16 protein-coding genes are annotated in these 19,551 nt (G+C 63.6%); 5 read left to right on the plus strand and 11 right to left on the minus strand.

Translation table 11 applies throughout. The features are described from left to right. Positions 1–38 precede the first annotated feature (38 nt). The 9 genes from U5L98_RS00345 to doeA form a co-directional block, all read right to left on the minus strand. Positions 39–1,466 (minus strand): aspartate aminotransferase family protein, encoded by a 1,428-nt coding sequence (locus U5L98_RS00345; protein WP_322556364.1) that lies wholly within the window; start codon positions 1,464–1,466, stop codon positions 39–41. Between the two features lie 75 nt (positions 1,467–1,541). Next, entirely contained in the window at positions 1,542–3,023 is a 1,482-nt protein-coding gene (locus tag U5L98_RS00350; protein ID WP_322556365.1) for an NAD-dependent succinate-semialdehyde dehydrogenase, read from the minus strand. A 255-nt stretch (positions 3,024–3,278) separates the two neighbouring features. Then, positions 3,279–6,062, minus strand: a complete 2,784-nt coding sequence (locus tag U5L98_RS00355; RefSeq protein ID WP_322556366.1) for an aminotransferase class I/II-fold pyridoxal phosphate-dependent enzyme — start codon at positions 6,060–6,062, stop codon at positions 3,279–3,281. A gap of 57 nt (positions 6,063–6,119) precedes the next feature. After that, complete coding sequence (locus tag U5L98_RS00360) at positions 6,120–7,118, minus strand: C45 family peptidase (protein ID WP_322556367.1); 999 nt, start codon at positions 7,116–7,118, stop codon at positions 6,120–6,122. A gap of 47 nt (positions 7,119–7,165) precedes the next feature. After that, positions 7,166–8,749 carry a biotin carboxylase gene (locus U5L98_RS00365; RefSeq protein ID WP_322556368.1) on the minus strand — a complete coding sequence of 528 codons (1,584 nt, stop codon included), beginning with the start codon at positions 8,747–8,749 and terminating at the stop codon, positions 7,166–7,168. 44 nt (positions 8,750–8,793) lie between these two features. Beyond that, entirely contained in the window at positions 8,794–9,663 is an 870-nt protein-coding gene (locus U5L98_RS00370; protein WP_322556369.1) for a carbon-nitrogen hydrolase family protein, read from the minus strand. Positions 9,664–9,862: 199 nt separating this feature from the next. Then, positions 9,863–10,336, minus strand: coding sequence for an Lrp/AsnC family transcriptional regulator (locus U5L98_RS00375; RefSeq protein ID WP_322556370.1), 474 nt, complete (start codon positions 10,334–10,336; stop codon positions 9,863–9,865). Further along, complete coding sequence (gene doeB / locus U5L98_RS00380; protein WP_322556371.1) at positions 10,333–11,346, minus strand: N(2)-acetyl-L-2,4-diaminobutanoate deacetylase DoeB; 1,014 nt, start codon at positions 11,344–11,346, stop codon at positions 10,333–10,335. The genes U5L98_RS00375 and doeB overlap by 4 nt, the downstream gene beginning before the upstream one ends. Positions 11,347–11,380: 34 nt before the next feature. Further along, complete coding sequence (doeA, locus tag U5L98_RS00385) at positions 11,381–12,580, minus strand: ectoine hydrolase DoeA (RefSeq protein WP_322556372.1); 1,200 nt, start codon at positions 12,578–12,580, stop codon at positions 11,381–11,383. Positions 12,581–12,849: 269 nt separating this feature from the next. Between doeA and U5L98_RS00390 the strand changes: the two genes are divergently transcribed. The 3 genes from U5L98_RS00390 (at position 12,850) to U5L98_RS00400 (ending at position 15,784) form a co-directional block, all read left to right on the plus strand. Next, positions 12,850–13,800, plus strand: a complete 951-nt coding sequence (locus U5L98_RS00390; RefSeq protein WP_322556373.1) for a glyoxylate/hydroxypyruvate reductase A — start codon at positions 12,850–12,852, stop codon at positions 13,798–13,800. 74 nt (positions 13,801–13,874) lie between these two features. Further along, positions 13,875–14,441 carry an isochorismatase family protein gene (locus tag U5L98_RS00395; RefSeq protein WP_322556374.1) on the plus strand — a complete coding sequence of 189 codons (567 nt, stop codon included), beginning with the start codon at positions 13,875–13,877 and terminating at the stop codon, positions 14,439–14,441. Next, entirely contained in the window at positions 14,438–15,784 is a 1,347-nt protein-coding gene (locus U5L98_RS00400; protein ID WP_322556375.1) for a nicotinate phosphoribosyltransferase, read from the plus strand. Before U5L98_RS00395 ends, U5L98_RS00400 begins: the two co-directional genes overlap by 4 nt. Before the next feature lie 238 nt (positions 15,785–16,022). On the opposite strand, the gene U5L98_RS00405 is transcribed toward U5L98_RS00400, so the two are convergent. Continuing rightward, positions 16,023–16,760 (minus strand): SDR family oxidoreductase, encoded by a 738-nt coding sequence (locus U5L98_RS00405; RefSeq protein ID WP_322556376.1) that lies wholly within the window; start codon positions 16,758–16,760, stop codon positions 16,023–16,025. A 219-nt stretch (positions 16,761–16,979) separates the two neighbouring features. Further along, positions 16,980–17,582 carry a TetR/AcrR family transcriptional regulator gene (locus U5L98_RS00410; protein ID WP_322556377.1) on the minus strand — a complete coding sequence of 201 codons (603 nt, stop codon included), beginning with the start codon at positions 17,580–17,582 and terminating at the stop codon, positions 16,980–16,982. 246 nt (positions 17,583–17,828) lie between these two features. Here U5L98_RS00410 and U5L98_RS00415 point away from each other — a divergent pair, with 246 nt between their 5' ends. Beyond that, the gene (locus U5L98_RS00415; RefSeq protein ID WP_322556378.1) at positions 17,829–18,512 is read left to right on the plus strand and encodes a hypothetical protein; all 684 of its coding nucleotides are present in this window, start codon (positions 17,829–17,831) and stop codon (positions 18,510–18,512) included. 57 nt (positions 18,513–18,569) lie between these two features. Beyond that, positions 18,570–19,496 (plus strand): lysine exporter LysO family protein, encoded by a 927-nt coding sequence (locus tag U5L98_RS00420; RefSeq protein ID WP_322556379.1) that lies wholly within the window; start codon positions 18,570–18,572, stop codon positions 19,494–19,496. Positions 19,497–19,551 lie beyond the last annotated feature (55 nt).

Below are 19,551 nucleotides of genomic sequence, written 5' to 3' on the forward strand. Positions count from 1 at the left end.
GCACGGCGACCTCCTGGCGCCCCGGGACGAGAAAGCCGTCAGGCGACCGTATCTGCTGCCGTCTTGACGACACCCTCGCGCACCAGCTCGTCGAGTACCGCGTCTACCGCACGCTCGGCGCGCGAGACGATTTCGTCGACCTCCTCGCGGGTGGTAACCAGCGGCGGCGCAAAGCCCAGGATATCCCCCTGGGGCATGGCGCGAGCGATCAAGTTCTCCTGCATCGCGGCAGCAGCGATGCGCGGTCCCACCTTGTGTGCCGGATCGAAGGGAACACGACGGCTCGGGTCAACGGCGAACTCCAGTGCCGCCAGCATACCAACGCCGCGCACATTGCCGACGATGGGATGATCCCCGAAGGCGGCCTGCATCTGCTGCTGCAGGTAGGCGCCGGTCTCGGCGGCATTCTCGGTCAGGCCTTCTCGCTCGATGATCGCCAGATTGGCCAGGCCGGCGGCACAGCCCAGGGCATGACCGGAATATGTCCAGCCGTGGCCGATCGGACCGTACTCGCCGGCCCCCTGCTCCAACACTTTCCACACGCGGTCACCGACAATCACGCCGGAGAGCGGCTGATAGGCGCTGGTCAGGCCCTTGGCGATGGTTATGAGGTCGGGCTTGATGCCGTAGAAGTGGCTGCCGAAATCGGCACCGATACGCCCGAAGCCACACACCACCTCGTCGGCGATCAGCAAAATGTCGTACCTGGCCAGCACCGCCTGGATCTCGGCCCAGTACCCTTCCGGCGGCGGCACGATGCCCCCGGTGCCGAGCACCGGCTCGCCGATGAAGGCGGCGACGGTCTCCGGTCCCTCGGCGAGGATCATCTCCTCGAGCTTCGTCGCGCAGTGTTCCGAGAACTCGCGCTCGCTCATGCCCTCCAGTTCCGCGGCGCGCTGGTAGTAGAACGGCGCCTCGGTGTGGTGGATTGTGTCGATGGGCAGGTCAAAGTGGTCATGAAACGCCTTGAGACCGGTCAGCGAGCCCGAGGCGATGCCGGAGCCGTGGTAGCCACGCATGCGCGAGATGACCTTCTTCTTCTGCGGCAGGCCGCGCACGTTGTTGTAGTAACGCACGATCTTGAGCTGGGTCTCGTTGGCGTCAGAGCCTGACATGCCGTAGTAGACCTTCGACATCCCGGGGCCGGCGAGCTCGAGGATCTTTTCGGACAGGGCGATCTGCGGCTCGTTGGAGTGCCCCACGTAGGTGTGGTAGTAGGACATCTGCAAGGCCTGCTCATAGATGGCCTCTGCCACCTCGGTGCGGCCATAGCCGATATTGACGCAGTAGAGGCCGGCGAAACCGTCGATGAACTCGCGGCCATCCCTGTCGACGATATGGATCCCCTTGCCGCCGGTGATCACGCGACCCGGCGCGTCACCCTGGGCGAAGTCGCGCAGGTGAGTGGAGGCATGGAAGGTCACCTTGCGGTCGCGAGCAATCAGGTCCTGGTGCTGCTGGTTCATCGTGTTCTCTCTATTTTTCGTCAGGGCTCCCCGGCATTCCGCCGGGGAGGTGATTCACCAAACTGGCAAACGGACTCAGCTACCGGAGACGGAGCCGAGGGCGCCGAGGCAGTAATACTTGGTCTCCAGGTACTCGTCGATGCCGGTGATCCCGCCCTCACGGCCTAAGCCGGAGTGCTTGACGCCGCCGAAAGGCACGGGCGGACCGGTCATCTTCACCGAGTTCACCGAAACCATACCGAACTCCAGGGCCCGCATGATCTTCCAGATGCGGCGGATGTCGTGGGTGTAGATGTAGGCCGCCAGGCCGTACTCGGTGTCATTGGCCATCTCGATGACCTGATCGTCATCGGCGTAGGCGGTGATGCCGGCCACCGGGGCAAAGCTCTCCTCGTGCCAGATCTTCATGTCATGGGTCACGTTGGTGAGCAGCACCGGCATGAAGAAGTTCTCACCCGGCGCCTGGCTCTGATCGCCGGCCACCAGGGTGGCACCCTTGGAGATGGCGTCGTCGACGATGGCCGCGGCCTTCTCTACCGCCTGGCGATGGATCAGCGGCCCCAGATCGATCTCCGGCTCGAGGCCATTGCCCACGGTCAGCGCGGCCATGCGCTCGGCGAAATGCTCGACGAAGGCGTCATGGATCGACTCGTGGACCAGAATGCGGTCCGCGGCGAGGCAGTCCTGTCCGGCGGTCTGAAACTTGGCCGCCACCGCGGCGAGGGCCGCTTCCTTGGGGTCCATGTCCGGGCCGACGATGAAGGGCGCGTTGCCGCCAAGTTCCAACGAGACGCGCTTGACGGTGTTGGCACACTGCTCCAGCAGCAGCCGGCCCACACGAGTGGAGCCGGTGAAGGAGAGCGCCTTGACGCGATCCTCGGCACACAGTATGCGCGAGACTTCGGGAGGATCGCCCAGTACCACGTTGAACACCCCGGCCGGGATGCCGGCACGCTCGGCGAGTTCTGCCAGCGCCAGCGCCGAGAACGGCGTTTCGCCGGCCGGCTTGACGATCACCGTGCAACCGGCAGCCATGGCGGCAGCGGCCTTGCGGGTGATCATCGCCAGCGGGAAATTCCAGGGGGTGATCAGGGCCGCGATACCTATCGGCTCCTTGATGGTCCCTAGTGCCGCATTGGGGATGTGGCTGGGAATGGTATCGCCAAAGGTGCGCTTGCCCTCCTCGGCGAACCAGCGCACGAAGCTGGCACCATACTCGACCTCGCCGCGAGCGTCGGGCAACGGCTTGCCCTGCTCCAACGTCATGATGGTTGCGAGGTCTTCGCGATTGGCCTGCAGCAGGTCATACCAGGCCAGCAGCCGCTCGCAGCGCTCGTCCACGCGTAGCGCGCGCCAGTGGATGTAGGCGGCCTCGGCAGCATCCACCGTGGCGGTGATCTGGTGAGGTTCCAGCCAGGGAATATGCCCCAGCGCCTCTCCGGTGGCCGGATCGAACACGGCCTCCTCGCGGCCGCCCTCGCCATGGGTCCACTTGCCGTCGACATAGGCATATTGACGAAGCAGACGTGGATCGCTGAGCTTACTGGACAGAGTCATGCTGTACCTCCCTGACGCACCGGCGTGTGTCAACGCCGGTAATGTTCCGGCGCGGCTCTGGGCGCCGAGAAAAAGTTAAAAACGGGCGAGCCGCCTGTTCGTAATGCAACAGAGCGGCTCGATGGGGTCAGGATAGAGGCTTTGGCAGGACAGGACTTTTTGTTACTTACGCAAGGCGGCACAGGATTTTTTGTCCTGTGCCGCAAAGGTGCGGTTTTTTCTGCGGGCCGCCAGTAGTCAGTCGCGTGGCGGCGCTCAACCCGCCGGCGGGTTGTGCAGCGCCTCCTCGGTGAAGACCAGCAGGCCCAGCTCAGGGCGGTAGCCGTGGATCTCGGTGACATCCAGCGCCTGCAGGAAGTAGAGGATCTCCTCGCTGACCACCTGCCCCGGGACCAGTACCGGGAAACCCGGCGGATAGGGGATCACGAAGCTGGCGGAAACCACGTCGCGACCAGCCCGCATGGCCGCCTGCACCTCGCCATTATCGAAGCGCAGGTACTCGGTGTTCTCGTCGTCGTAGCTGAGGAAGTAGGCACAGCGGATATCCCCTTCCGGCGTGTTGCCGTCGGGATCGGGACGGAAGGCCGCGTGGAAACGGCTGAAGTCCGGTAGCGGCGGCAGTTCCTTGGTCAGCGAGTGGACCCGATTCTCGATGATCTTGCGTTCCGGACGGCTGCTCTCCTCCCAGCGATACTCAAATTCCTTGGCCAGCTTGATCAGCACGTCGAGCAGGTAGGCGATGGAGCCGCGGGTGGTGCCGATGTTGGTCATGAACAGCACGGTGTTGCGCGAGGTCTTGTTGATCTGGATGCCGTACTTATTCATCAAGTATTCGTTCTTGAAGGTATCTCCGTCGATACCCGTGGCACCGATGGCGATGGTGATACGGCTGGGATCGACGACGAATTCGTCATTGGCCCAGGCCTCTTCCATCTTGTTCCAGCCGGTGACCGGATCGTAGAAGGTCTCGACCCCAGACTGCCGATATTCCAACGGCACCATATCCTTGTTGATCAGCACCCGGAAGTACTTCTGCAGCAGCGGTTGGGTATAGAGCTGCTCACGCAGCGACAGTGCCGCCTCCACCTGGGCGTGCACCAGCTCGAAGCCCTCCATCTCGGCCTGCATGCGCCCCACGTCCAGCGAGGCTATGATCTGGTAGTTGGGCGAGGTCGAGGTATGGGTCATGTAGGCCTCGTGGAACGGTGCCTCGACCTTCTGGCGATAGTCCTGGTCCCAGACGTGGATCATCGACCCCTGGCGCAGCGATGTCAGGGTCTTGTGGGTGGAGTGGGTGGCATAGGCACGGATACGCACTTGATCGGGATCGGGCAGCAGGGGCCGGTCGAGCCAGGTGGCATCGTCGTCGGGATCGAGGGCGTCGAACTCCGCCTTCCAGGCGTCGTACTCCTCACGATAGCCCTTGCTGGCGAAGCGATCACAGAGGGTGCGGGCGGCATGCATGGCGGTGCGCGGCCGATAGGTGGGGTTGAAGCCGGCGAAGGCGAACCAGGCCTCGTCCCAGAGGAAGACCAGGTCGGGCTTGATCGCCAGGCACTCCTCCATCACTCGGCGCACATTGTAGACCACGCCGTCGAAGGTACAGTTGGTCAAGAGCAGCATCTTGACCTTGTGCAGCTGGCCCGAACGCTTGTACTCGAGCAGCGTCTTCTTGATCTCCTTGAGCGGCACCGCCCCGTACATGGAGTAGTCATGCAGTGGGTAGGAGTCCAGGTAGCTCACGTGGGCACCGGCCAGCACCATGCCGTAGTGGTGTGACTTGTGGCAGTCGCGGTCGACCAGCACGATATCCCGGGGCTTGATCAGCGCCTGCACCACGATCTTGTTGGCGGTCGAGGTGCCGTTGGTGACGAAGAAGCTCTGGCGGGCCCCGAAGGCCCGTGCGGCATACTCCTGGGCTTTCTTGATTGGCCCGTAGGGCTGCAGCAGGGAATCCAGCCCGCCGGAGGTGGCCGAGGTCTCGGCGAGGAAGATGTTGATGCCGTAGAAGTCGATCATCTGCCCGGCCCAGTGGGAGCGGGTGATCGACTTGCCCCGCGAGATGGGCATGGCATGGAAGACCCCGGTGGGCTTGCGGCTGTACTCGCGCAGGGCATCGAAGAAGGGCGTGCGGTAGCGGTTGTCGATGGCGCGCAGGATGGTGTGATGCTGCTCGATGTAGTCCGTTTCGCGGTAGAAGATGCGGTTGAAGTGACGGATATCACGACTCGCCGTCGCTTCCACGTCGCCACTGGTGACCAGGAACTGGTCGATCTCAGGACGCAGCTCATGGATCATGCTGCTTAGCAGGATACTACGCTCGGCCTCGGACTGGTTCTCCAAGGACTGTTCGGAGATCCCTTCCAGGTAGCTGCGCAGAGCGCTCAGATTGTACTTCGACTTGTAGGGGAACTCGTAGCGGATCAGACAGGCCTGGATGTTGGGATTGACCAGCACCGCGATCAGCGCATCCTCGAAGCTGCGCACCGTGACCACGTCGTAGACGAAGCGGTCCTCGGGGCGACGCATGTTATGGAAGGCCTCGCGGACCACCTCCTCCTCTGGGGCCGAGAGGTTGTCGACGATCAGCAGCTCGAAGTAGGGCTGGGCCGAGCTGTTCGACGCCGGGTGCCCGCGGCGCAGCTGCGCCAGGGCATCGAGGGTCTCGAGATCCTCGGCATCGGCATCGGTCTCTGAGAGATCGACATGACGCCGCCGGTAGGACTCGCTGATCAGCGCCCGCACCAGGCGCTTGACCACCTTCTCCAGCAGCACATACTCGCCCCGATTGAACAACGCCCAGAGGTGGCGGAAGTCCTCCTTGGAGGGAAAGGCGTGGTAGTCCTCGATGATCTCGAGCCGGGTCATCTTGATATCGATGGCCTTGACGATATTCCTGACACGGGCCTCGTCTTCCAGGTGGATCAACTGACCAAGATCACGCTTCAGCGCATTCCAGGTGTCGGCACGCAGCTGGGAGATCTTGTGATAGAAGCCCAGGGCGGTATAGGGCGTCTCGGTATGACTCGTCTCTTGCATGGCAACACCCATCCTTGCTTGTTGTTTTCGAGGAACAGCGATCAGGGGTGGTACGGATCAGCCGCCGTGAAGCGCGCGGGTTCCGTAGCGTACGGTGATCCGCTCCTCGGGAAAGTCGTCGAAATTAAGGTCCAGATTCATGCCGGGCCAGTGGAACTGGGCGCGCCCCGACTGAGGATGGTAGACCGCGGTATAGACGGTCCCCAGGCCACGCCGGTAGTCGTGACGAAACAGCGGCGGGGCCGAGAAGGCCGCGATCAGCCGCTCCTCGGTAGTGGCCTCGTCGTCCACCAGGATCGATAGCTGGCGCTCACGGATCAGGGTCTCCGAGGCCAGGGCATGGGCGTACCACTCGATCCTCTTCTGGTGGTTGGTGGCAACCGGCACACGGCGAATGCTGGCACGGCGATCCGGACCGATCATTGCCGTCACATAGCGGCCAGCGGCGTCGGCCACGGTGATGTTGTAGGCCATGTGGGTGGGCACCCGGGCCAGCACCTCGGAAGCCTCGGGCACGGTGTCACAGAACTCCAGCAGGTAGCGCAGGATGATCGGTGCACCGAAGCCCTCGCCCACCGCCTTGCGCCCGCCGAAGGCCAGCGACACGGCGAGCCCGCGATCGTTCATGCCGTCAAGCACGCCCCACAGGCAGTCGGACATGGCGATCACTCGCCGCTCGTTCCAGTGGGTGTAAAGGATCGTGCCTTCACACAGCTCCGGTGGGTAGTCGTAGTTGCGCGCCAGCACCGTGGACTCGGGGCTGGCGAGCACCGCCTGAGAACAGCCGGTGATATAGGGCGGTGGCTGGTAGAGGCTCAGGAAACGCGCGGCCAGGTCGCCGCCGCCGGCAAGTTCGCAGAGTGTGCGATAGGTGCCAAGCAGCTCCGGCATGTGGCGGCGCAGGGCGTTGTAGCAGGCAAGATAGCCCGGCCGCTCGCGCTCTCCCTCACTAAGGTACCACTGCTCGTAGGCAGGCCAGTGGTAGGCGAACAGCGCCTGCCACCGGGAACCGGCCGTATCTTCGCGCAGGGTCCGGAAATCGAGCATCTTGTCCATGTCAGCCGACGGCACCTCCCGGGGCGGCAGAGAAACGGTCCCGGAACTCACAATATCTTGAAGTTGCCACCGCCGACGGCATGGCTGACGGCTACTTCCTGCACGACCGGGTCCTGCAACGACTGGCCGGCATACTGGCCACGGATGCCATCAATCCACGCCTTGGCGCGCTCGTTGAGCTGGAAGTCATCGTGCATCAGCCGTCCCCGAGTGATCAGGATACCCAGATCGGCCCCTTCATAGCGGAAGTCGCCCGCTCCGCTGATGCGCAGGAAAAAGCCCTCGCTGTCATTCTCGGCGGCATGCGGGTGATAGCTGTAGTGGTCGTAGCTGACGCTGCCGTCGCCGGCCATCTTCCAGACACCGGTGCGCGGGGCGGTGGTGAGCAGGTCGACGCTCTCGTCGGTGTGCTTGATCACCAGCTGGCTCCAGCTGTCGACGCTCTCGGGGTGCGCCCAGCGCTCGTTGATCTCGTTGATGTCGAGATCGAAGTCGACGTCGGAGAACTCCAGCAAATGGAAGAGAAACAGCGGGATGTCCGAGTGGGCAAAGGCGGCCACGTTGGTCAGCGAGCTGGCGCCGGTGACTCGGGGGTTGAGCTCACCCAGATAGACCTCGCCGTTGTCCATGTCGATCAGGAAGTCGAGCTCGAAGTAGCCGCGGTAGCCCTCCTCGCGAAGCGCCTCACCGAACTGGAAGGTGTACTCCCGCGCCTTGTCGCGGATCGACTGGTCGAAGGCGCCAGAGAACATCTCGTTACCGCACCAGCCGCCCTTGTAGGGGGTCAGCGTCTTGAAACCCACCAGCTCGGTCATCAACGGCCCCACCACGGTGCCGCAGCGGGTCGCACAAGCCTCGATAGCCGACCCGCGGCAGTTGATCCGCTTCATGATCTTGACCTCGGATTCGGCCTCGATCTCCTCGGCATGCTTGTAGTAGTCGTCTTCACTGGAGATGAAGAAGGTGGTGTGGCCAGAATCACCAAAGGCGGTTTGCACCACCAGGTCATTACCCAGCTCCTTGCTCACCTCGCAGAGCTCCTGGTAGCTGCCCACCTTGGCCAGCACATTGGGCACGCTGGGCACGCCGGCCTTGTTGCCGATGCGAACCGTCTCGATCTTGTTGTCCATGCGGCTGCGCAGATTCGCCGGGGGGAACGCCACGCGGAGCCCGAGCTGCTTGCAGGTTTCCTCGGTATGCTCGTCGAACATCAGGAAGGCGGCCACGCCGGCATTCTCGCCGTCCGCCCGCGATTGAATGTAGTCGATCACTTCCTTGTGCTCGAGGAGGTAGTTGTTGATGTCCTCGATGCTCTCGAAATCCCGAGGGAACTTCTCCTTGGGCACGAAGACGTTGCGCTGCTGTCCTTCGAAGCAATCGATGTAGTTGATGTGGCGGAAATTCCCCACCCAGTCGCCAATACCCAGCAAGTTGAAGTTGGTGGCCGATATGAAATAGATCGGCTCCTTGTTGTTGCGAAAGTGGCGGCGGACATCGGCAATGCTTGTTATTTTGCTCATCGTGGTCGCTCCATCGTTGACGGGGGAGGCATTGGGCGCCTTGCGCACGGCAGGGGCTGCCGGGGAATTACCGAACAGGCGGCGCAGCAGTCGAACAAGTGACACCAGCATGGGATCTCCTCTACTTATCTGCTGCACTGCCCGCAGGCGAAGAGTTAGTACTCCTCGACGTCGGCGCGCAACGGCTTTTGCAGCGGGCCGAGGGTGTCGAGGAAGGGGCTTGAACGTGAATCGCTGCGGTAGAGCGAGAAGTCGACAGACCTGTCGCGGAAGCTCTTCAGCGGCTGACCTAGGCCTCGCAGGCCGGTCTCGCGCTCACGACGCACCCGACTGGGATCGATCTCGATGGGCATGATCTCCTCGCCGGTGCCAGCCTGGTGAATGACGTCACCGGAGGGGCCAACCACGATGGAACGACCGTTGCCGAGGGCGCCGGCGCCGTTGATATCGAAAAAGTAGCACTGGTTGACCGCAGCATTGGTGCGAGCGATGGACAGCTCGATGTCACGATCAATGGTGTCGGTCATGGTCGGGTGAAGGATCACCTCGGCACCCATGGCGGCCAGGGTACGGGTAGTCTCGGGGAACCACATGTCGTAGCAGATCGATACCCCGAAGCGAGCCACATTGGGCACATCGAAGGTGACGAACTCGCTGCCGCTCTCCACCCCGGCCTCATAGGGTCGGAAGGGGAACATCTTGCGGTAGCGGGCCACCACCTGGCCGTGGGGGTTGATCACCGACAGGGTGTTAAAAATGCCGTTGTCGGTATGCTCGAACATCGAGCCCGGGATCAGCCAGATGCGATGCTGCTCGGCGATCTGGCAGAACATGGCCTCGCTGCTGCTGGGCATCGACTGGGCGTGGTGCGGCGAAGCCCCCATGGGCATCAGCTCGCTGAACAGAACCATCTGCACCTGCGGGAAACGGCTCATCAGCACGTCGATCCGGTGGCGCATGGCCTCGGTATTGTCACCATGGTGCAGGGCGTGCATCTGCACCCCGGCAATCGTGAAATAGGACATCTTGGTCTCTCTGCGTCAGGCGATCTCGGAAATTTCCAGGGCGCTGTCAACTATCCAACAAACATGACCGGCACCATCAGGAGCATGCCGGTGGGATCGCCCGGCCGGGTGAACCTCGGTCCACCCTCCTGCTAACAGCTTATGCCATAAGGACCGCGGTGATATCAACGCTGAAATTTCGCTCGGCCAGGAAGGAGCCTCAAGCCAGGTCGTCTGGGGAGAAGCCCGGAGCCGGGCGTTTCACCGTCTTGGTGACGATATAGGTAAAGTAGCGCTCTATACCGGCCTCCCCCGTCAGCCAGGCATCCATCAGCCGCTGGTAGGCATCGATGGAGTCGGTTTCAAACTTGATCAGGTAATCGACACCTCCGCCCACGGCCACGCACTCGGTGACCTCGGAAGTGGCGTGGACCAACGCCTCGAAACGCGCGAAGCTCTCTGCGTTGTGCTGCTTGAGTTCGATCTGCACCCATACCGGGGTGCGCTTGACCAGCGCTCCAGCATTGATGCGCGCGCTGTAACCCTCGATGATACCGGCCTTCTCGAGCCGGCGAACCCGCTCCCAGCAGGGGCTGACCGAGAGATTGATCGCCTCGGCGAGCCTCGACTTGGTGATGCGGCCGTCGCGGGAGAGGATCTCGAGGATCTTCAGGTCATAGCGGTCGAGTTTCATGAGAGGGTGTCGACGATATCGGCAATTACCGCGATGGTGTCCCCCATGTTGACCCGCGCGGGGTGACGTCGCGCCGCCAGCACGCCACCTCGTCCGGCACGATATTCCACCGGTGCGGTGCCGCTGCGCGTCGGATCAAAGACCCGAGCCACCACCTCGCCCTTTTCAACCCGCTCGCCCAGGGCAAAGCAGAGCTCAAGCACGCCGGAGTGCTCGCTCTGCACGTAGCAGCTGGCATCGGGCATATCGAGATAGACCTGGGGCTCGGCCGGCATTTCCACCTCGCCGGCCATCAGGCCGTAGTGCACTAGGAAGTTGCGCACGCCGCGCTCGGTAATCGACATGCTCTGTGGCGTGGAGGTGCCGCCGCCGCCCAGCTCGGTGGCCACGAAGATCTTGCCCTGGCTCTCTACCGCGGTGTCGAACAGCGCCGCGGCGTCGAGCTCGAACATCATCATGGCGTAGGGGGCGCCGAAGGCCTTGGCGCCTTCCAGGGCCTGGCGCTGTTGCTCGCTATCTTCCAGCACATGGGAGGCACCGAAAGGAATGATGTCCAGGGTGCGCCCGCCTGAATGCAGGTCGAGCACCACGTCGCTCATCGGCACCATCACCCGTGTGAAGTAGTCGGCGATCTTCTCGGTCACACTGCCATTCGGGTCGCCGGGGAAGCTGCGGTTGAGGTTGCCGCCATCAAGGCCTGAGGTACGCTTGCCAGCCATCACCGCCGGCTGGTTCATGCAGGGCACGATGATCACTCGGCCCCGGACATCCTCGGCCTTGAGTGAGCTCGACAGCTTGAGCAGCGAGGTGATCCCCTCGTACTCGTCGCCGTGGTTGCCACCGGTGAGCAGCGCCGTGGGCCCTTGACCATTCTTGACCACGGTGACGGGAATCATCACCGCTCCCCAGGCGGAGTCATCCACGGAGATCGGCAACTTGAGGAAACCGTGCTGGACACCGTCGGCGTCGAAGTCGACGGTAGCAGAGATGGGGCTGGGACGCTTGGTCATGTCAGGGAACTCCTTGTTCATTATCTACGGCGGCTCAGCGCACAAAAAGCTGGCGAGGGAAGTCTGCCAGAGTCTCGCAGCCGGTCTCGGTGATCAGGATGCTCTCGGTGATCTCCAAGCCCCACTCCTCTTCCCACAGGCCCGGCATGAAGTGGAAGGTCATGCCGGGTTGCAGGATGGTCTCGTCGGAGGGGCGCAGGCTCATGGTGCGCTCACCCCAATCCGGGGGATAACTGATGCCGATGGGGTAGCCGCAACGAGCGCCGCCACGGTCGAAGCCGTACTTGTCCATCGCCGCACCCAACGCCATGGCGATGTCCGCGGTGCGATTGCCGGGTTTGGCCACCGCCAGGCCATTCTCGATGCCCTCGAGCAACGCCGACTCGGCGCGCACGAACTCCTGGGGGGGTCTGCCCAGAAAGACTGTCCGCGACATCGGCGCATGGTAGCGCTTGAAGACCCCGGCAATCTCGAAGAAGGTGCCTTCGCCCTCGCGAAACGGCGTGTCGTCCCAGGTCAGGTGCGGAGCGGCGGCATCACTGCCGGTGGGCAGCATGGGTACAATGGCGGGGTAGTCGCCGCCGTAGATCTTGCCCTGCTCGTCCCGCCAGCCCTCGATGCCGACGCGGTAGATTTCCGAGACCAGCTTGCTCTTGGGCAGGCCCGGTTCGATCACCTCTAGGATTCGCGTGTGCATGCCCTCGACGATCTTGGCCGCCACACGCATGTACTCGATCTCCTGGGGTGACTTGATGGCTCGACACCAGTTGACCAGCGAGTTGGCATCCATGAAACGGGCATGGGGCAACTCGCGCAGCAGGCTCTGATAGGCCTTGGCCGTGAAATAGTAGTTATCCATCTCCATGCCCACTACGCCCTCGTGCCAGCCGCGATCGGGCAGGATGGTCTGGGCCAGATAGTCCATGGGATGCATGTCCGGATTCTGCACATAGTAATCCGGGTAATAGGTGATGTTGTCCGGATCGATCCAGCAGGTCCGCAGGGCCCCATTGGCGTCCATACGTCGGCCGTACCACACCGGTTCACCCGCCAGGCCCACGAGCACGCACTGATGCACGTAGAAAGACCAGCCGTCGTAGCCGGTCAACCAGGCCATGTTGGAGGGATCGCTGACGATCAGCACGTCGATACCGCGGCTGGCCATCTCGGCACGCACTTTCCACAGGCGGGTCGCGTATTCCTCACGAGTGAAGGGCAGGGAAACCTTGATCATGAAGCCACTCGCCATCGCATTATCAAGAAAATCGGCCCTCTCTGGGCTGAGAAGGCCGGGCCGGGGGCCGCATCACCATCGAAGCACCGGGCCTCATGGAGACCGCGGGCTTTCGGGAGAGTCTATCGATTCCCCTGGAAGGAGGTTACTGCCAACCCACGGTAGGTGGTCAAGCATTTCATGCTGCTGTGTCATGGTTGCTTCGTCAGCCTTGTTCGCAGCCTCGCACGCTCTCATGATGAAAGGCCACGACAAGTCCAGGAGAGGACATGAAGGTACTGGTCCATATCGACGACGCCGAACGATGGCGGGACGCCCTGGCCGAGCGCCTGCCGAACGCGGAGGTATTTACCAGCAGCGCCCCGGCCGAGAAGCGCCGGGAGGCGGACTATCTGGCCGTATGGAAGCCCTCCGCCGAGCTGCTCGGCGAGCCCGAGCGCCTCAAGGGCATCGTCAACCTGGGCGCCGGGGTGGATGCGCTGCTGGGCAATCCGGGGCTCCCAACGGGTGTACCCATCGTGAAGCTGCGCGACGCCGGCATGGCGGAGTTGATCGGTGACTATGTGCGCTATGGCATCCTGCATTTCCAGCGTGACTTCGATCGCTACCGCCGCCAGCAGGCTCGCTGCGACTGGCACGAGCACGCGGTGGTCGACAAGGTCGACTGGCCGGTCGGCGTGCTGGGGCTGGGCGCCATCGGCGCGAAGGTCGCCGCCATGGTGGCCGCCGACGGCTTTCCGGTGCATGGCTGGAGCCGCTCGGAGAAGTCGCTCGAGGGCATCAGTTGCCATCATGGCGAGGCGGGGCTGGATGAACTGCTCGGCCGGGTCAGAAGCCTGGTCCTGCTGCTGCCGGACACCCCCGCGACCCGCCATGTCATCGACGCGGCCGCCCTCGCGAAGCTCCCCGAGGGCGCCACCCTGATCAACCCGGGCCGCGGCTCCCTGATCGACGAGGCCGCCCTGCTCGACGCGCTTGGTCCAGAGAGAGAGGGCAAGGAAGACACGGAGGGCCGGCTGCGAGGGGCACTGCTCGATGCCTTCCCCGCGGAGCCGCTTCCCGAAGCCAGCCCGCTGTGGCGCCACCCTCGGGTATGGGTTACTCCGCACATGGCCGGCCCCACCCCCCTGGGCGCGGCACTGGACCAGGTGGCCGAGGCGCTTCTCGCCTTTGAGACGGGGGAAGCCATCCATACCGTCGACCCCGAAGCCGGTTATTGACCCGCCCCCTACAACTACCGCCGGGAAGGCCGTAAGCTGAAAAGGATGACACCCAATGACCTCCAGGGAGGCACATGATGACCATGAACGTGGACTACAGCCCCCGCGACGCGCTGCTTGTCGTGGATATGCAGAACGACTTCTGTGAAGGCGGTGCCCTGGCGGTCCAGGGCGGTAGTGGCCTGGTACCGGGGATCAACGCCGAAATCGAGGCAGCCCACGCGGCCGGGGCCATGGTGATCGCCTCGCGGGACTGGCACACCGTCGACCATGTGAGCTTCGAACATCGTGGTGGCCCCTGGCCGGTTCACTGCGTGCAGGACACCCCCGGCGCGGCCTTCCATCCCGATCTCGCACTGGGCGATGACACCATCCGCGTCAGCAAGGCCACTGCCTTCGATGCCGATGCCTACTCCGCTTTTGACGGCACCGGGCTCGGCGGTTACCTGAAGGAGAAGGGCATCGAACGGGTGATCGTCTGTGGCCTGGCGCTGGATGTCTGTGTCAAGGCCACCATACTGGCAGCCCGCAAGGAGGGCTTCGATACCGTATTCCTGGAGCGCCTTTCCGCAGCGGTGGACCCCGATGCCGTGAAATGCCGGCAGGAATTCACCGATGCCGGAGCAGAGGTACGTTCATGAGGGAGTCGATCCGCCTACAGGTCGAGGATGGCGAAATGGCCCTGCTCACCGACCTCTACCAGCTGACCATGACCCAAGCTTACTGGAAGGAGGAGATGCACGAATGGGCCACCTTCAGCCTATTCTTCCGCAAGATGCCACCGACCCGCCGTTTCATGCTGGCCTGCGGACAACAGCATGCTGCAGAACTGCTCAGCCGCCTGCGCTTCGGTGACGAGGCTCTTTCGCGCCTCGCCGACACGGGCAAGTTCGACCAGGAGTTCCTCGACTGGCTGGGCAACTGGCGCTTCGAGGGTGACATCTGGACACTTCCCGAGGGCACCCCGGTGTTTGCCAACGAGCCGCTGCTGGAAGTGGATGCGCCCATCGCCCAGGCCCAGTTGCTCGAGAGCCTGGTGATGAACCTGGTGCAGCTCGAAACGGTGCTCGCCTCCAAGGCGGTACGCCTCGTGATGGCGGCCCAAGGCCGCCCGGTGGTGGATTTCGGGATGCGTCGCATGCACGGGGTGGACGCCGCGGTGCGGGGAGTCCGGGCATATCGCACCGCAGGGTTGGCAGGAACCAGCAACGTGCTCGGCGGCCTGCGCCACGACCTGGCAATCAACGGCACCATGGCGCATAGCTATATTCTCGCCCATGACGACGAAACCCAAGCCTTCCGTGCCTTCGCCCGCCACTACCCCGGCACCACCCTGCTGGTCGATACCCATGACACCCTGGAAGGCGTCCGCAAGGTGATCGAAATCATGCGCGAGGAACCCGAGGTCGACGTCAAGTCGATCCGTCTCGATTCCGGCGACCTGGGCGAACTGGCGAAGGGCGCGCGCGCCCTGCTCGACGAGGCGGGGCACGATGACCTCACCATCGTCGCCAGCAGCGGCCTCGACGAGCACAAGATCGCGACGCTGCTCGAGGATGGCGCCCCCATCGATGCCTTCGGCGTCGGCACACAGATGGGCGTCGCCGCCGATGCGCCGGTGATCGACCTCTCCTATAAGCTGGTGGAGTATGCCGGCACCCCGCGGGTCAAGCACTCGCCGGGCAAGATCAATCTGCCTTGTCGCAAGCAGCTGTATCGTCGCCAGGACGAGCGCGGCCGCTACGTCGGCGACATCATCGCCCTGCGTGACGAGGAGATCGAAGCCGGCGAGCCCCTGCTGCGCCCGCTGGTACGCGCGGGCCGCTTGGACGATGACGAAATGGCGCGGGCCGATGACGCCCGCGAGCGGGTCACGGATGCTCTCGACCGCTTCCCCGAGGACGTCAGACGACTAGCGGAGGGCGAGAGCGACTACCCGATCGAATTGAGCCCAGAGCTCGAGCGTCTACAGTCGAAGACCTGACGCCGGAGTAGCCTCAGAAAATGGCCCTGGAAGTATCACTGCCCGCGATCGGAACCGCGATCACGCTCGCCTTCATGGCGATGTTCGCCTTCCAGCACCTGATCAACTAGGCATACGCCATCTCCCGATACCCGGATCACCAACGCAGCCGGGCCAGGTCGCTCTCGACCTGGCCCGGCTTGCCTCGTGTCATCCAAAAGGCACGTGTCTCACCCGTTGGATGAAAGTGTCCGCTTGCTTAGAGCGGCTGCTTGGTGGGACGGATGATCAGCTCGTTGACGTCGACATCCGCCGGCTGTTCGATGGCATAGGCGATCGCCCGGGCAATGGCATCGGCATCGATGGCCATCTCGTAGAGCTCATCCACGCCCTTGGCGGTATCGGGGTCGCTGATGGTGGTGGTCAGCTCGGTGGCCACCGCCCCCGGGGAGATGTTGGTGGAACGGATCTCCTCGCCGCCCTCCTGGCGGATGCCCTCGGAGAGCGCCTTGACCGCATACTTGGTGGCGGAATAGACGGCCGAGGCCGGGAAGACCACATGGCCGGCCACCGAGGAGAGGTTGATGATATGGCCCGCATGCTGCTCGCGCATGGTCGGCAGCACCGCGGCGATGCCGTAGAGCACGCCCTTGATGTTGACGTCGACCATCTGCTCCCACTCGTCGACCTTGAGCTGGTCGAGCGGCGACAGCGGCATCAGGCCGGCGTTGTTGACCAGCACGTCGATGCGGCCATAGGCCTCCCTGGCGGCGGAGGCCAGGGCCTCGACCTGGTCGCGATCGGTGACGTCGGTGACACGGTAGATGGCCTCGCCGCTCTGCTCGACGATGGCATCGCGCAGCGCCTCGAGACGCTCCTCGCGGCGGGCACCGAGCACTAGCTTGGCGCCGCCCCTGGCCAGGCGGTGGGCGGTGGCTTCGCCGAGGCCGCTACTGGCTCCGGTAATGATGACGACCTTGCCGTTGATCTCGGACATGGACTCTTCTCCTCTGGATTGCATCAGCTTGTAAGACCTGCGGTCGACACGACCGCGGGCTCTAAGGATTCAGGCCGGCTATTCAGCCGGTCTCGGATTGTCTGTCGTTTCGCAGCGACGACCATGAGGTTAGGGAAGACGATCTCCCTATCTCGCAATTCTTTAGACCGGTCTACTATATTCAAAGCGCACACGCATTAAGCGACGCGGGGCTGAGAATCAACTCGTCACGGGAAGCTCACTGTTCAGCACCTGGCGAAAGAGAATCGACTCGAAACATTCCATGGGGGCCAGGGACTTGACCGTCTTGGCGCGCAGGATAGCGCCTTCCCAGCCGGCCATGATGAAGCTTGCCAGCGCCTCGGAATCGATATCGTCCGGCACCTCGCCGACGGAACGAGCCTCCTCGAGGCATGCCACCAACCGGTGCTCCCAGGCACGGAATACCTGATCCAGGCGAGCCCGGAAGGCCTCGCTGCGCGCCGAAAGCTCTTGGCCCAGGTTGCCGATCAGACAACCGCGGGCATGATCGCAGGAAAGCATGTCTGACTTGCCGGCGGCGAAATAGCGGCGCAGTCGCATCAGCGGGGAGGCATCGGTAGCTTCGAAGATCGCCGCCAGCCGAACGTCATACTGCTCCGCAAAAGCGTCTATGACGGCCAGGCCGAAATCATCCTTGCTCGAGAAATAGTGGTAGAAGGATCCCTTCGGGACCCCGGCCCGGCTAAGCACCGCATTGATGCCGGTGGCATTGAATCCCTGCTCGGCAATCAGGTCGGCGCCGATCTCGATGAGCTTATCGCGGGTGGCGTGCGTCTTCATGGCAAATAGAATAGACCAGTCGTCTAGTTTCGTCAAACCGGGCCCGTACGCTTCAGTCGAGCATGGCAGATGGCCGCCACCGGCTTGTCATGATCGAGGAAGTGGCGGACCATCACCAGCACACGCGCCTCGAGGCACGAGGTTTTGGTAGCCCGTCGGGGAAATGCATTAGGCGCTTGCTGGCGGGAACCCCTGAACCAGCGGGGACTCTCACTCCTGCCCCTTTGTCGGCCATGGAGTCTTCGCATGCCTTTAACGCTGCACCGTTGCGCCGCCCTCATGCTGCTCCTGATGCTGTCCTTCGGCAGCGTCCATGCTGCTGAGCCGCGCCCCTTCGATGCCCGCTACCGGCTCGAGGTCGCCGGCTGGCCGAGCACCACCGTCGAGCATCGCCTGAGCCGTGACGGGCTGAACTGGCAAAGCAGCATGCGTGCCGCCATCGCGGTGGCCCGAGGACACGAACGCAGCCTGTTCATCATCGGCGAGGGGACCCGCTCGCTGTACTACGCCAGCGGCTACAGCCTGATGGGCATCGGCAAGGACTATGAACTGGGCCAAGAGGCCCTGGCCCAGCTGCCCGACCGCCAGGCCGCTCTGTTCGAGCTCTCCCGGCGAGCCGTCGTCGACGACTGCGATACGCCCTGCCGGCTGCGCTACCTCGACCACCGCGGTCGCGAAGAACGGGTCGACTACAGCCGGCTGGACCGCCGGATGCTCGAATTGCCCGCCGGGCGCTTCGAAGCGATCCGGGTGGAAGTCACCGAACCGGACTCTCCTGAAAAGCGCATGGTGTTCAGCTTTCATCCCGAGGTGCCGGGCCTGCTGCTGGCCATGGAATACCACCGCGACGGCAAGCGGAAAAGCCAACTGGCCCTGACCGACCTGACCCTCTCCAGCGCCGAGCTCGCTTCCTCACAGAAGAGAAATTGACTAGAGTGGGCGGCTTTCGGTCGCCGCCGGCGGCCCCTGAACGGGAAGGGAGTCTCGATGCTGAGCGGTCTGGTGATCGTGCTGTTGCCGCTGGTACTCGGTTATCTGGTGCCGGTGCGGGATACCCGGCTGATGGCCCTGATCAACCGCGGCGTGAACGCCTCGATCTATGTGATCCTGCTGCTGATGGGCGTGAGCCTGGCGGGCCTGGACAATCTGGCAGACCAGCTCTCGCGGCTGGGCGGTCAGGCCATGCTGCTGTTCGTGGTGATCTCGGCCTGCAACCTGGCGGCCCTCTGGTGGCTGTCACGTCGGTTGGGCCTGACCGCCGCCCCCACGACGGTAGTGGCAGGGGCACCCACCAGCAAATGGGCCGCCATGGCCGGCTCGCTCGCTCTGGTGGCAACGGTCGTGGCCGGCGTGGTGATCGGGCTGCTGCTGGAGTGGCTCACCGGTAGCGGCCTGTTCGCCACGGCCGAGACCCTGGCCGAATGGGTGCTCTATGCCCTGCTGGCATTGATCGGCTGCCAGCTGCGCAATTCCGGCATGTCGCTGCGCCAGATCGTCCTCAACCGCTTCGGCCTGGCCATCGCCCTGACGCTGGCCACCAGTTCATTGGTCGGCGGCCTGCTCGCGGCACCGCTGCTGGACCTCGCATGGAACGAGGGGCTGGCGTTGGCCGCCGGCTTCGGCTGGTACTCGCTTTCCGGCATTCTGGTCGGTGACCAGTTAGGCCCGCTGATGGGTGGGGTGGCCTTCTTCAACGACCTGGCCCGGGAACTGCTCGCCTTCGTGTTGATCCCGCTGGTGATCCGCAACCATGCAGCCCTGGCGATCGGCTACGGGGGTGCCACTTCCATGGACTTCACCCTGCCGGTGATCCAGCAGCACGGGGGCGTATCCTGCGTGCCGGTGGCCGTGGTCAGCGGCTTTATCCTCTCGCTGATGTCACCTCCGCTGATCCTCTTCCTGCTCTCGCTGTGACAGAATCCTGCCGTGACCGTCGACGCTCTTGCCGGCGGTGACGGCATGGGTGAGG

The sequence above is a fragment of the Halomonas sp. genome, assembly GCF_034520545.1.
Taxonomy (GTDB): Bacteria; Pseudomonadota; Gammaproteobacteria; order Pseudomonadales; family Halomonadaceae; genus Halomonas.